The organism is Streptomyces sp. CRCS-T-1 (assembly GCF_024442335.1).
Taxonomy (GTDB): Bacteria; Actinomycetota; Actinomycetes; order Streptomycetales; family Streptomycetaceae; genus Streptomyces; species Streptomyces koelreuteriae.
Window position 1 is genome coordinate 7906014 of sequence record NZ_CP101651.1, and the last position, 13696, is coordinate 7919709.

The window sequence follows — 13696 nt, forward strand, 5'->3', positions numbered from 1 at the left end:
CCGACTCAAGCCGACACGAGGTGATTCACCCATGCCCAGCATGTCCCGACGTACCCTGCTGCGTTCCGTGGCCGCCGGTGGTGCCGCCGTCTCCGTCCCCGGTCTGCTGACCGCCTGTTCCTCGGGTTCCGGCGACGGCGACGTCTCCAACGCCGGGAAGAAGCTCGCCCCCTGGCCGGCCCACCGCCCCGCCACCGGACCGAAGCCGGATCTCGCCCCGACCGAGGAGGGCGTCCAGGCCGGGTACACGTCCTACCCCTCCGACCTGGCCAAGTCGGTCTCCCGCACCCCGGGCGACGGCTCCACCGTCCGTGTCATGACCGTCTCGTTCGGCACACCGCCCAAGCCCGCCTCGGCGAACCGGTTCTGGGCGGCCGTGGAGAAGGCCCTCGGCGTGAAGATCGAGTACACGATCATCTCCCAGGCCGACTACCAGAAGAAGATGGCGACGGTCATGGCCGGCGACGCCGACGCCCTGCCCGACGTCATCAACATGTTCTCCGGCTTCACCCTGCCCCGCGAGGCACAGTTCGTGCAGCGCCGCGCCCAGGACCTCACCCCGTATCTGTCCGGCGACGCCATCACCGACTACCCGAACCTCGCCAATATCCCCACCCATGCCTGGCGCGACATGGGCCGCATCGGCGGACGGATCTACGGCATCCCGCTGGAGCGCCCGCTGCCCGGGTCGACCCTCTGGATCAACCAGGACATGTTCGCCGACGCGGGCATGAAGGAGGGCTGGACGACCGAGGACTTCACCGCCGTGGCACGGCGGGGCACCCGCGGCAAGACGTACATGCTGGGCGCCGCCGCCCAGTCCCTGTTCGGCAACGCCTACCACGGAGCCGCCCACAACGCGCCCCAGGGCTGGGCCGTCACCGACGACGGCACCTTCCTCGCGGGGGCGGCCGACGAACGGTACAAGGCGGCGATCGCGTTCCAGGCCCAGCTGCGCAAGAACGGTTCCTACCACCCCGACGCCACGTCCATCTCGCAGATCGACCTGACGACCCTCTACTACAACGGCACCGTCGGTTCCATGCAGGACGGGTTCGGCGCCTACCTGCCCAAGTACCGTGAGTCCCAGGGCAAGATGAGCCCGGCGGCCGCCCTCCCGTACAGCGTCGGCGGCGAACCCGGCGGAATCGTCGCCGCTCGCCGCTCCTTCGGCTACACGATCCTGAAGCAGGCGAAGAAGGAGCGCGTCGAACTCCTCCTGCGCGTCCTCGACTACCTCGCCGCGCCCTTCGGCAGCGCGGAGTGGGAACTCGTCCACTACGGCGTCGAGGGCGTCCACTTCACCCGCGCCAAGGACGGCTCGCCCGAGTACACCAAGCTCGGCGAGGTGGAGAACAACACCAACCTGCCGCTGAAGTACCTCGCCGAAGGCCCCCAGGTGCTGTTCGTGCCCGGCATGCCCGACGCCGTTCGGGCCCTGCACACCTGGCAGGGCGAGGTCGTACCGCACGCCGTACGCAACGCCTCGTTCGGGCTGCAGTCCGCGACGAACAACTCCCAGGGCGCCACCCTCAAGACCCTCCTCGACGACACCGCCACCGGGATCATCGCCGGGCGGCTGCCGCTGTCCGAGTGGGACGCGACGGTGAAGAAGTGGCGGAGCCGGGGCGGCGACAGAATGGCCGAGGAGTACGCGAAGGACCACGAGGCCAACACCTGAACAGCGGTGGGCGGAAGAGGAGACGCGGGGGATGGGGAACGACATGGTGTCCAAGGGGCGGGTCACGATCCGCGAGGTCGCCGAGCGGGCGGGCGTGTCGACCGCCACCGCCTCCCGCGCGCTCAGCGGCAACCACCCGGTGCCCGCCGCGACCCGGGCCCGCGTCCTGCGCGCGGCCCGCGACCTCGACTACGTGGCCAACGCGCACGCCCGCGCCCTGGTCGGCGGCGGCCGCAAGATGGCCGCCGTCGTGGTCCGCCAGGTCACCAGCCCCTTCTACGCCCAGGTCGCCGAGGGCGTGGAGGCGGAGGCCGCCGACCGCGGCTGGCTCTGCGTGGTCGGCGCCACCGGCGGGGACGCCCAGCGCGAGATGGACTTCGTGCGGCTCATGCGGGAGGAGGGCGCCCGGCTGGTGATCCTGGTCGGCGGGGTCGTCGAGGACGACGCCTACCGCGAGCGCGTCGCCCACTACGCCCACGCCCTGGACTCCTCCGGAGCCCGGCTCGTGCTCTGCGGGCGGCCCGCGCCCGACCCGGAGATCCCGGCGCTCGTCGTGGAGTTCGACAACGAGGCCGGGGCCCGCGCTGTCACCGCCCATCTGCTCTCGGCCGGGCATCGCCGGATCGTCTTTCTCGGCGGGCTGCCCGGCAACACCGCCCTGGACGCCCGTGTCGCCGGCTACCGCGCCGCCCTCGCCGAGCACGGGCTGCCGCCCGAGGCCGCCCACGTCGTCGACTGCGGACTCGGCCGCGCCCCGGGGCATCGCGCCATGACCGAACTCCTCAAGCGGACACGGGAGTTCACGGCCGTCTTCGCCGGGGACGACATGGTCGCCGCCGGTGTCCTGCGGGCGATCGCCGAGAGCGGACTGAGCGTCCCCGGCGACATCTCCGTCGTCGGCTACAACGACATCCCGCTCGCCGAGGACTTCAATCCGCCGCTCACCACCGTCCGCACCCCCGCCGAGGAACTCGGCCGCGCCGCCGTGCGCATCGCGCTGCGCGACCCCGAGCACGCCGCCGGGGCCCACCATCTGCTCGGCACCCACATCGTCGTCCGCGACAGCGTCGGCGCGCCCCCGCCCGGGCGTGCCCTGTGACCAACGGAGGAACCGTACCCGTATGAGCGCGCCGCACGTGTCGCTCCCCGGCCCGACGCCCTTCCCCCACCTTCCCCAACTGCCGCCCCCCGACCCGCTGACCTCACCCTTGACCGGCTGGACCCGCGCCCACTGGGAGGCGATCGCCGACCGCCTCCTGGACGCCCTGCTGCCCTACGCCTCGCCGGGCCTGGCCCAGTACCGGCTCCCCGGGCCGCCCAGCCACTCCGGGCCCTGGTCGGACGGCCTCGAGGGCTTCGCCCGCTCCTTCCTGCTGGCGGCCTTCCGTATCGCCGGCTCGGGCGGACACCATCCGGGTCTCATCGACCGGTACGCGGCCGGGCTCGCCGCGGGCACCGACCCGCGCGGCCCCGACCGCTGGCCGCCCATCACCGACCGGGGCCAGCCCATGGTCGAGGCCGCGTCCCTCGCGATCGCCCTGCACGAGACCCGTCCGTGGATCTGGGACCGGCTCGACGACCGGGTACGGCAGCGGATCGCCGACTGGCTGGGCGGCTTCGTCGGAGCCGTCGTCAACGACTCCAACTGGCGGCTGTTCCAGGTCATCGCCGAGGAGTTCCTCGCCTCCGTCGGCGCCCCGCACAGCCGCCGGGAGATCGAGGACGGGCTGGCACGCCTGGAGGACTGGTACCGGGGCGACGGCTGGTACACCGACGGCGACGGCCGCAAGTTCGACTACTACAACGCCTGGGCCCTGCACCTGTATCCGGTGCTCTGGGCCCGTATCGCCGGACCGCGCGCCGACCCGGGGCCGGTCACGGCTCACCGCGCACGCCTTCGGAGATTCCTCCACGATCATCAGCACTTCTTCGGCGCCGACGGTGGGCCCGTCCATCAAGGCCGCTCGCTCACCTACCGATTCGCCACGACCGCGCCCCTGTGGGCGGGTGTCCTCGCCGACGCCACTCCGCTGCCGCCGGGCCGCACGCGCCGCCTCGCCTCCGGCGCGCTGAAGCACTTCGCCGAGCGGGGCGTGCCCGACGAGCAGGGGCTGCTCACGCTCGGCTGGTACGGCCCCTTCCTGCCCGTCACCCAGCGATACTCGGGCCCGGCCTCCCCGTACTGGGCGAGCAAGGCCTTCCTCGGCCTGCTCCTGCCCACCGACCACCCTGTGTGGACGGCGCCCGAGGAACCCGGCCCCGTCGAATCGGCCGACGTACGCCTCGCGTTACCCGCCCCGGGCTGGCTGCTGCACTCCACCGCGGCCGACGGGATCGTACGGCTCGTCAACCACGGCAGCGACCGCCTGCCGCCTCCACCCGCCGAGGCCCAGGACAGCCCGCACTACGCCCGGCTGGCCTACTCCAGTGCCACGGCACCCGAGACCCCTCCGGCCCCGCACACGGGCCCCGACCAGCACATCGCCCTGCTCGCCCCCGACGGCACACCGACCCCGCGCGGCCGTATCCACCCCCTCGGCATCGAGGGCGCCCGGGCCGCCTCCTGGCACCGAGCCCTCCTCCCGGGCAGCGGCGAAGGCCACCGCATCGAGACGGTCAGCGTGGTGCACGGCCCTTGGGAGGTCCGAGTGCACCGCGTCGACGCGCCCCCCGGCACGCCCGTGCGCGAGGGCGGCTGGGCCGTGGCCGACGACACCACGCCCCCGACGCCCCGCACCGGCCCGGGCCTGGCCCTGGCCCGGCGCACGGACGGCCTGACCAGCGCGCTCGTCGGCCTGCACGGCTGGAGCGACGACGAGGGCACGGTCGTAGCGGCAGTGGGCGGCAACGCGTACGGCCACCACTCGGCGACGCCCGTTCTGACCCTGCCGTCCCACCCCGGCGGCACCCACCTCCTCGTGACACTGGTCGTACTCAGTGCCGACCCCGCGGTGCACGCCCAGGTCGAGGGGACCCGCGTACGGGCCGGGGGCGACGGGGGAGTGGAGATCCGGTTCCCGGACGGCACGCGGGAGTCGGTCGCGCCGTGACATGCCGAGAGGGCGTGGCCCGGATGGTGAGCCACGCCCTCAGGACCTGAAGCGCGTCAGGCCTCCACGCGCCCCCGCCTCACCGCCTTCGCCAGCATCGGCCACGCCAGCAGCACCAGGATCACCGCGTACACGGTCACCGCGAACGGTGTGTTGACCAGGCCCGTCACGCTGCCGTCGCTGATCTGGAGGGCACGCCGGAGTTGCTGCTCGGCGTTCGGGCCGAGGATGACGCCGATGACGGCGGGGAGCACCGGCAGGCCGTAGCGGCGCATGCCGAAGCCGATCAGGCCGATGATCAGCAGGATCACCAGGTCGATCACCTCGCCGCCGACCGCGTACGCGCCGACCGCCGCGAAGAACATGATCCCGGCGTAGAGGTACGGCCGCGGAATGCGCAGCAGCTTCGCCCACACCGGCGCCAGCGGCAGGTTGAGGGCGAGGAGCAGCACCATGCCGACGAACAGGGAGGCGATCAGGCCCCAGACCAGGTCGGGTTCGCGCTCGAAGAGCAGCGGGCCGGGCTGGATGCCGTACTGCTGGAAGGCGGCCAGCATGACCGCCGCGACGGCCGTGGTCGGCAGGCCCAGGGTCAGCATCGACACCAGAGTGCCCGCCGCCGAGGCGGACGCCGCCGACTCCGGCCCCGCGACGCCCTCGATCGCGCCCTTGCCCCACTCGTCCTTGTGCTTGGACAGACGCTTCTCCGTCACGTACGACAGGAAGGTGGGGATCTCGGCGCCGCCCGCCGGGATCGCGCCGAACGGGAAGCCGATGAACGGGCCGCGCAGCCATGACTTCCAGGTCCGGTTCACATCGTCGCGCCCCAGCCACGGCCGGCCGACCGGGATCGGCTCCGGCGGCCTGCGCCGCAGATGGGCGGCGACCCACAGGGCCTCGCCGATCGCGAAGAGTCCGACAGCGACGATCACCACGTCGATACCGTCGGCCAGTTGGAGCGAGCCGAACGTCAGACGCTGCTGGCCGGTCATCTGGTCCAGGCCCACCAGGCCCAGGGTGAGACCGATGAGCAGGGAGGCGAGGCCGCGGATGCGGGACGATCCCAGCACCGAGGTCACCGCGATGAACGCCAGCACCATGATGGCGAAGTAGTCCGGCGCGCCGATGTCCACGGCGAGCTTGGCGACCGTCGGCGCGAGCGCCACCAGCAGGAGCGTGCCGATCAGACCGCCCGCGAAGTGCCCGACGGCGGCCGCCGCGAGGGCCTGGGCGCCGCGCCCGGACTTGGCCATGGGGTTGCCCTCCATGGCCGCCACCACCGCCGCGCTCTCACCGGGCGTGTTGAGCAGGATGGAGGTGGTCGAACCGCCGAACATCGCGCCGTAGTAGATGCCGGCGAACATGATGAACGCGCCGATCGGGTCGAGCCCGTACGTCACCGGCAGCAGCAGCGCGACCGCCATCGCCGGGCCGATGCCCGGCAGCACGCCGATCGCCGTGCCCAGCAGCACACCGATGACGGCCCACAGGAGGTTGATCGGCGTGAGGGCCGTACCGAAGCCGTCCAGAAGGGAGTTGAAGGCATCCATGTCACAGCACTCCCATCAGCGGACCGCCGGGCAGGGGCACTCCGAGCAGATTGTTGAACACGGTGTAGGTGACGAGGGACAGCCCGGCCGCGATGAGCGGATCGCGGTCGATCCGGCGGCTGCCGAGCGCGTACGCCGCGCCCCAGAACAGCAGTGCGCCCGCGACCGGGAAGCCGAGCGGCTCGATGAGGACGGCCGCGCCGAGGAACACCCCGGCGAGCAGCAGCACCGTGCGCCAGTCGGCGGGCTCGGACAAGTCGACGTCCTCGCCGGTCTCGGCCTGCCCCCGGCCGCCGCGCAGCACGTCCACGGCGAGCAGCGCGGCGATTACCAGCAGCCCGGCCCCGACCACGATCGGCACGGTCTTCGGGCCGACGGGGCCGCGCTGGGCGATGTCCACGTCCATGGTGAGCGCGTCGGTCAGGACGAGCACGCCCAGGGCCAGCAGCAGCACACACACGCCGAGTTCGGAGTGCTCGCGCAGCCACGAGCGCCGTCCGCCGCCGGTCTCGGCGGGGGGAATGTCGGTCTGCGTCGTCACAGTCCCAGCTCCTTCAGCACCGAAACCACGCGCTTGTCCTCGGCGTCGAGGAACGCGCCGAACTTGTCACCGGTGAGGAAGGCGTCGTCCCAGCCGTTCTGCTTCATGGACTTCCGCCACTCGTCGGAGCCGTGCAGCTCCTCGACGAGCCGCACGAGCTTGTCCCGCTCGCCGTCGGTGAGGCCGGGCGGGGCGACGATGCCGCGCCAGTTGGTGAAGTTCACGTCGTACCCGGCCTCGGTCAGCGTCGGCGCGTCGAGCCCCGCGACCCGCTTCGGGCCGGTGACCGCGAGGAGACGCAGCTCGCCCGACTTGATCTGGTCCAGGTACTCGCCGACACCGGAGACACCGAAGGCGACCTTGTTGCCGAGGATGGAGGCGAGCAGCTCGCCGCCGCCGTCGAAGGGGATGTAGTTCACCTGCTTCGGCGGGATCCCGGCGGCCCGCGCCATCAGCATCGGCGCGAGATGGTCCGGCCCGCCGGGGGAGGACCCGCCGCCCACCGGGAGCTTGCCGGGGTTCTCCTTCCAGGCGCCGATCAGGTCGTCGATCGTCTTGTACGGGGAGTCCTTGGCGACCACGACGACGTCCTGCTCCTCGGTGAGCCGGGCGATCGGCGTGGTGTCGCCGAGCGTCTTGGGCGCGTCGTTGGAGCGGACGGCACCCACGACCCCGAGGCCCATGGACATGGCGAGCTTGCCGTTGCCGTGCTCGCTCACCAGCCGGCTGAGGCCCACCGTGCCGCCGGCTCCGGGCAGGTTGAACACCTCGATGTTGTGGGTCAGTCCGGCGTCCTCGGCGTTCTTCGCGGCCGTACGGGCCGTGATGTCGTAGCCGCCGCCGGGCGTGTTGGGGACCATGAAACGCAGGCCCGGGATCTGTGTGCCGGTCTCGGCGCCGCTGCCGGTGGTCAGCAGCGGAGGTCCGACGAGCACGAGCACGGCGGCCCCGAGCAGGGCGAGGGGAGTGCGCAGGCGCACGAGTGCCACCACCTGTCGGTACGTCGATGCGGGTAGGTAAGAGCCCTGTGGGGGAGGGTGATGTGGGCCACATGCTGCACCGGGTGCCGACGGGCTGTCTCTCTTGCGGAACCAACGGAGGTTTTGGTCTTTGTGGTCGGCGGAACGCCGTGCGCACCCCGGCCCCCTGGACCGCAACCGTGCACATCCCTTTCCCTCACCGCAGGTGGACGCCATGATGGGCGGCCCCGGCACGGAAGGAGCGACCCGATGACCAGCGAGCCCCGCACGTCCGCCACCAGCGGCACGATCGACGTCCTCGTGGTCGACGACGACTTCATGGTGGCCAAGGTCCATCGGGCCTTCGTCGAGCGCGTCGACTGCTTCCGCGTCGTCGGCGTCGCCGGTACCGGCGCCCAGGCCGTCAGCGCCGCCGACGCGCTGCGCCCCGACCTCGTGCTGCTCGACCTGCACCTGCCGGACATCTTCGGCCTCGACGTCATCCCCCGGCTGCGTTCCGCGGGCCACGACTGCGACGTCATGGTCGTCAGCGCCGCCCGGGAGGCCGAGACGGTCCGTGGCGCCGTCCGGCACGGGGTCGTCGACTACCTCCTCAAGCCCTTCGAGTCAGAGGAACTGCGCGCCAGGCTGGAGCGCTACGCCGACCGGCGCGGCCGGCTGCTCGGCACGGTCGTGCGCAGCCAGGCCGACGTCGACCGGGTGCTGGCCGGAGCCTCCGGTGGGTCCTCGCCCGTCGCCGCCCTGCCCAAGGGCATGAGCGTGGAGACCGCCGAGCTGGTCGAGCGGGCCCTGCGCGAGACGGACGGCACCCTGTCCGCCAGCGAGTGCGCCGCGATGACCGGCGTCTCCCGCGTGAGCGCCCGCCGCTACCTGGAGCACTTCCATACCGTCGGCCGCGTGGAGGTCTCCCTGCGCTACGGCGTGGCGGGCCGCCCCGAACGCCGCTACCGCTTCCGCGGCCCCGCCGCGCTCCGGCCCGGGGGCGAGGCGCGGGCCTAGGCCTATCGGGAGCGGCTGCGCAGGGGGCGGCGGCGGAGCCGGGCTCGCACGGGGCGCGACGACTCCGAGCGCCCTGCCGAGCCGCAGGTTCGCCCGGCCCGAGAGGCCCGTGGCCCGGAGGTACGCGCGCTGTTCTGGTCGCCGGCCGGAGCAGCGGCGAGCGTCCCGCTACCTCGCCGCGCAGTCGACGTCCTTCGCCGGCAGGCGGCCCGTCGCGAGGTACGCGTTGACCGTGTCGTCGACGCACGGCGCACCGTAGACGCCGTACACCGCGTGCTGATCGGCACCGTTCAGCGTCACCAGACGCGAGGACGGCCACATGCCACGCACGGTCCTGGCGCCGTCCTGGTCGGTGCGCGGGTCCCCGGTGGCGTTGACGAGGAGGGCCGGCAGATCGTCGCGGATCGTGGTCGGGCGCTCGCGCGGCCGGTCCCAGAACGCGCACGGGTTGATGTTGTGCGTGACGGGCGCGAACAGCGGGTCCTGCGCCCGGCCGCGCTGGACGTCGCGCCAGTAGACCTCCGGGTTGCGAGGCGCGGCCCCGTCGCCGCACAGGATCGCCGTCTGCGCGCTGCCGTAAGGGGAGTCGGTGCCCGTCAGCATGAACTCGAGCACCCCGGCGAGCCAGGGAGACGGCGTCACCCGCTGCCCCTCGGACGCCCGCAGCATGTCCCGCATCCCCTGCGCGAAGTCACCGTAGGCGGCGTCGTTGTGCTGGGAGAGGCCGTTGAAGACGACCATGGGCATCACATGCTCGCCCAGCCGGTGGTCGCCGAGCCGCAGTGGTGTCCGGGCCGAGGCCTTCCGGACACGGTCCACGGCGGCCAGCACCTCACCCCGTGTCCCGCCCAGCCTGTAGGTCGCCTCGCGCGCGGCGGCCCAGGACGCCCAGCCCTCCAGCGCGTGCCGGTTGGCCCGCTCGACGCCCCGCAGCAGCCTCGGCCCGTACCGGTCCGGGTCGATCACACCGTCCAGGACGACCCGGTCGGTGCGGCCGGGGAACATCGTGGTGTACACCTCGCCGAGGTAGCTGCCGTACGAGTAGCCCAGGTAGGAGATGCGCCGCTCGCCCAGCGCGGCCCGGACGACGTCCATGTCGCGCGCGGTGTTGCGGGTGGTGGCGTGGGGCAGGGCATCGCCCGCGTTGGCGCGGCAGCGCGCGGCGAGGTCCTTCGCGAACGCGGTCGTGCGGTCGAACCCGGCCCGGTCCGCACCCGCCCCGCGCCAGGCCGAGCCGGTCGGCCAGCGGCAGTCCAGCGGTGTGCTGCGGCCGATGAAGCGAGGATCGACGCCCACCACGTCGTACCGTGCGGCGACGTCCTTCATCGCCTTGCGCACCCACGGCGGATCGCCGAGCGACGGCCCGCCGGGGCCGCCGCCGTTGAGCAGCAGCGGGCCGACGCGGCGGTCGGTGTCGGTGGCGCGGATCCGGGATATCGCGACGGTGATCGTGCGGCCGCCGGGGTCCGAGTAGTCCAGCGGCACCGTGACGTCGGCGCAGCGGGCGCCCGACTGCTCCAGCTCCTTGCCGGTCGTGTCCTGAGGTCCGAGCACGCAGCTCTTCCAGGTGAGGCGCTGCTGCTGGTAGCGGGCGAGGGGGTCGGGGCCGGGGACCGCCTCGGCCGTGGCGGGCAGCACGGTGAGGGCGAGGGCGGCGGCCGTCAGCGCCAGGGCGGCTCGTCCCGGGGCTGCCGGGGAACGGGGTAACACGTGGGTGTCCCTTCTGTGGCGGAACTCCCCTCGGCCGTCCGGCATGGACATGCGGAAGGGGTTGCTGTGGGACAGAACGCTAGGGACGGGCCGCCGTCCGATCACTCCGGCTGGCAGCCCGTTCACGGTGGGGCCAACCCCCGGGAGGATGCGGGGGAATGCCGTTTCCATGGCGCCGACAACAACCGGAATATCCGCCCCAAGCTGGGAGAACGCTCGCGCAGACCTTGTGCAGGTCGCCGCAGGGGGGTTGTCCAGACATGGTCCCGCGCCTAGGGTCACCTTCCGAGTGCAAGCGCTTTCCAAGCGTGAGTCCACCGGCCGTCCGAGGAGCGCCGCATGTCCGTGTCCCCAGGGTCTCCCACCCGCCGCCGCGTGGCCGTCGTCGGCACCGGAGCCATCGTCAGCGGCAGCCATCTGCCCGCGCTGCGGGCCCACTCCGACCGGGTGGAGCTGGTCGCCGCCGTCGACGTCGACCAGGAGCGGCTCGACACCTTCCGCGAGCTGGCCGGCGACCAGGTCGCCGGATACACCTCGATGGACGCGATGCTGGACGCCGTACGCCCCGACCTGGTCCTGATCGGGACACCGCCCTCCCTCCACCGGGAGCAGACGGTGGCCGCGCTCAAGGCGGGCGCCTGGGTGCTGTGCGAGAAGCCGCTCACCCTGTCACTCTCCGAGTACGACGAGATCGCCGCCGCCGAGGAGGCCTCCGGGGCGTACGCGGCGGTCGTCTTCCAGCACCGCTACGGCTCAGGCGCCGTGCACGCCCGCGAGCTGATCACCAGCGGCGAGCTGGGCGCCCCGCTGGTCGCGCACTGCCAGACCACCTGGCACCGGGACGCCGCGTACTACGCGGTGCCGTGGCGCGGCAAGTGGGCCAGCGAGGGCGGCGGCCCCACCATGGGCCACGGCATCCACCAGTACGACCTGCTGCTGCACCTGCTCGGCGAGTGGGAGGAGATCCAGGCCATGGCGGCCCGCCTCGTCCACGACACCGAGAGCGAGGACGTCTCCACCGCGCTGGTGCGCTTCCGGGGCGGCGCCCTCGCGACCGTCGTGAACAGCGTGCTGTCCCCGGACGAGGTCAGCCGCATCCGCGTCGACTGCGCGGACGCCACGGTCGAGCTGACCCATCTGTACGGCCACAGCAACGACAGCTGGGCCTACACCCCGGCCCCGCACGTCGCCTCCGAGCGCGCCACCGCCTGGCGCACCCCCGCGCACGACGTGCCGAGCTCCCACACGGCCCAGCTCGGCGCGCTCCTCGACGCCTACGACACCGGCGCCCGGCCACCGGGCAGCGGCCAGGACGCCCGCGCCACCCTCGAGTTCGCCGCCGCCCTGTACAAGGCGGCGTTCACCGGCCGCTCGGTGCACGCGGGGGAGATCGGCCCCGGCGACCCCTTCTACGAGGCCATGCACGGCCAGTACCCCGACTGGGCCCCCAAGGAGCGCGCATGAGCATCCGAGTCACCCACACCCACGGCGAGGACATCGCCGTCACGGCGGCAGGCGGCACGGAGATCCTCCGCTACGTCTACCGCCCCGACCCGGATCCCTTCGAGTCCCGCAAGCCGTACGCCCACCCCGTACGCACCCTCTCCGGCCGCACGGTCACCGGCTACCGCCCGAACGACCACCGCTGGCACAAGGGCCTGCAGATGACCTCGAGCCATCTGTCCGGCCAGAACTTCTGGGGCGGCAACTGCTATGTCCACGGCCAGGGCTATCTGCCCCTGCCCGAGCGCGTCGGCTCGATGCGGCACGACGGCTTCCCGGACTTCACGGTCGAGGACGACCGGCTCGCCTTCACCGAGAACCTCACGTGGGTCGAGAACGGCGGCGAGGAGTGGGCCCGCGAGGTGCGGGGGCTGACCGTCCACTCGGTGGACGAGGAGGCCGGATCCTGGGCCCTCGACTGGTCGATCCGCCTCACCAACCTCCGTTCCGAGCCTCTGTCCTTCGGCTCACCGACCACCGCGGGCCGTGAGATGGCCGGCTACACCGGACTGCAGTGGCGCGGCCCGCGCGACTTCACCGGCGGCACGGTCTTCGCCCCGGACACCGACGCCGACGTGGGCAAGCTCATGGGCACCCAGGGCCCCTGGCTCGCCTTCACCACCGAGCACGACGACGTCGACGGCCACTCCACCCTCGTCTTCGCGCACGCGCCCGAGAACCTCGACGAGTCGTCCGCGATCCACGAGTCGCACTGGTTCGTCCGCGCCGAGCCCTTCCCGACGGTCGCCTTCTCCTGGGCGTTCTTCGAGGAGTTCGCACTCCCGCCGGGCGAGTCCTTCGCCTACCGCTACCGGCTGGTCGTCGCCGACGGCGCCTGGGACCGCGACCGGGTCGGCACCCACATGGAGAGCCTGCCGTGGTGAGCGACACCGAGCCCGCCCTGCCGCACCCGCTGCCCGGCGCGATCGGCCTGTCCCATCTGAGCGCCTACGACTGGGAGGCCGCCGACGGCGTCTGCGGCGGCAGCCCGCATCTGCACCTGGTGTGCACCGAGGCGTACGTCGTCACCGGCGGCCGGGGCGCGGTCCAGACGCTCAGCCCCGACGGCTACCGGGACATCCCCCTCGCGGCCGGCTCCCTCGCCTGGTTCACCCCGGGCACCGTCCACCGCATGGTGCAGGGCGGCGACCTGCGCATCACCGTCCTGATGCAGAACAGCGGCCTGCCCGAGGCCGGGGACGCCGTGTTCACCTTCCCGCCCGAGGTGCTCGCCGACCCCGAGAAGTACGCCGCCGCCGCGAAGCTGCCGCCCGGCACGGGACCGGAGACGGCGGCTGCCGCCCGGCGCCGCAGGGACCTCGCCGTCGAGGGCTACGTCGTCCTGCGCGAGGCCCTCGAAGCAGGCGACAACGCCCCGTACCTGGAGTTCCAGCGGGCCGCCGCGCGCCTCGTGCGCGACAAGGTGCCCACCTGGCGTGAGCTGTGGCGGGCGGGTGCGCTGGCCACCGCCGAACGCACCGGCGCCCAGCTCGACGCGCTGGAGGTGGGGGAGCCCCTCCACCTCGACGAGGCCACCGCCCACGAGGCGGCGCCCACCCGGCTCGGCGGCTTCGGCATGTGCGGCCGGCGCGACGAGTACAACCTGCCGGGTACCACGCTGCCGTACCAGGGCGAGTAACCCGGCAAGGGCGCCAAGGGGGGCCACAGGCCGAGGGGGGCCA

At 72.9% G+C, this 13696-nt stretch carries 11 protein-coding genes; 7 read left to right on the forward strand and 4 right to left on the reverse strand.

Translation table 11 applies throughout. The annotated features are described in order from the left end of the window. Positions 1–31 precede the first annotated feature (31 nt). The 3 genes from NNW99_RS35765 to NNW99_RS35775 are packed head-to-tail and all read left to right on the forward strand — an operon-like array spanning position 32 to position 4731. Entirely contained in the window at positions 32–1681 is a 1650-nt protein-coding gene (locus tag NNW99_RS35765) for an extracellular solute-binding protein (protein ID WP_215123317.1), read from the forward strand. Positions 1682–1712: 31 nt separating this feature from the next. Beyond that, positions 1713–2780: a LacI family DNA-binding transcriptional regulator gene (locus NNW99_RS35770; protein ID WP_370869182.1), complete on the forward strand. Its 1068-nt coding sequence runs from the start codon at positions 1713–1715 to the stop codon at positions 2778–2780. 22 nt (positions 2781–2802) lie between these two features. Next, positions 2803–4731, forward strand: coding sequence for a DUF2264 domain-containing protein (locus tag NNW99_RS35775; RefSeq protein ID WP_215123318.1), 1929 nt, complete (start codon positions 2803–2805; stop codon positions 4729–4731). A gap of 56 nt (positions 4732–4787) precedes the next feature. Here the strand turns inward: NNW99_RS35775 and NNW99_RS35780 are convergent, their stop codons facing one another. The 3 genes from NNW99_RS35780 to NNW99_RS35790 are packed head-to-tail and all read right to left on the reverse strand — an operon-like array spanning position 4788 to position 7802. Beyond that, positions 4788–6281 (reverse strand): tripartite tricarboxylate transporter permease, encoded by a 1494-nt coding sequence (locus NNW99_RS35780; RefSeq protein WP_215123319.1) that lies wholly within the window; start codon positions 6279–6281, stop codon positions 4788–4790. Position 6282: 1 nt separating this feature from the next. Next, complete coding sequence (locus tag NNW99_RS35785; protein ID WP_215123320.1) at positions 6283–6822, reverse strand: tripartite tricarboxylate transporter TctB family protein; 540 nt, start codon at positions 6820–6822, stop codon at positions 6283–6285. Further along, on the reverse strand, positions 6819–7802 hold the full coding sequence (locus NNW99_RS35790) for a tripartite tricarboxylate transporter substrate binding protein (RefSeq protein WP_215124571.1): 984 nt from the start codon (positions 7800–7802) through the stop codon (positions 6819–6821). The genes NNW99_RS35785 and NNW99_RS35790 overlap by 4 nt, the downstream gene beginning before the upstream one ends. A gap of 249 nt (positions 7803–8051) precedes the next feature. Here NNW99_RS35790 and NNW99_RS35795 point away from each other — a divergent pair, with 249 nt between their 5' ends. Further along, complete coding sequence (locus tag NNW99_RS35795) at positions 8052–8801, forward strand: response regulator (RefSeq protein WP_215123321.1); 750 nt, start codon at positions 8052–8054, stop codon at positions 8799–8801. 168 nt (positions 8802–8969) lie between these two features. Here the strand turns inward: NNW99_RS35795 and NNW99_RS35800 are convergent, their stop codons facing one another. Beyond that, complete coding sequence (locus NNW99_RS35800; RefSeq protein ID WP_251058019.1) at positions 8970–10511, reverse strand: alpha/beta fold hydrolase; 1542 nt, start codon at positions 10509–10511, stop codon at positions 8970–8972. Positions 10512–10850: 339 nt separating this feature from the next. Between NNW99_RS35800 and NNW99_RS35805 the strand changes: the two genes are divergently transcribed. From NNW99_RS35805 to NNW99_RS35815, 3 genes are read left to right on the forward strand one after another with little or no spacing between them, the layout of a single operon-like run. After that, positions 10851–11975, forward strand: a complete 1125-nt coding sequence (locus NNW99_RS35805; protein ID WP_215123322.1) for a Gfo/Idh/MocA family protein — start codon at positions 10851–10853, stop codon at positions 11973–11975. After that, the gene (locus NNW99_RS35810; RefSeq protein ID WP_215123323.1) at positions 11972–12898 is read left to right on the forward strand and encodes a PmoA family protein; all 927 of its coding nucleotides are present in this window, start codon (positions 11972–11974) and stop codon (positions 12896–12898) included. Before NNW99_RS35805 ends, NNW99_RS35810 begins: the two co-directional genes overlap by 4 nt. After that, on the forward strand, positions 12892–13653 hold the full coding sequence (locus tag NNW99_RS35815) for a cupin (RefSeq protein ID WP_215123324.1): 762 nt from the start codon (positions 12892–12894) through the stop codon (positions 13651–13653). The genes NNW99_RS35810 and NNW99_RS35815 overlap by 7 nt, the downstream gene beginning before the upstream one ends. The last annotated feature ends 43 nt before the right edge of the window (positions 13654–13696 follow it).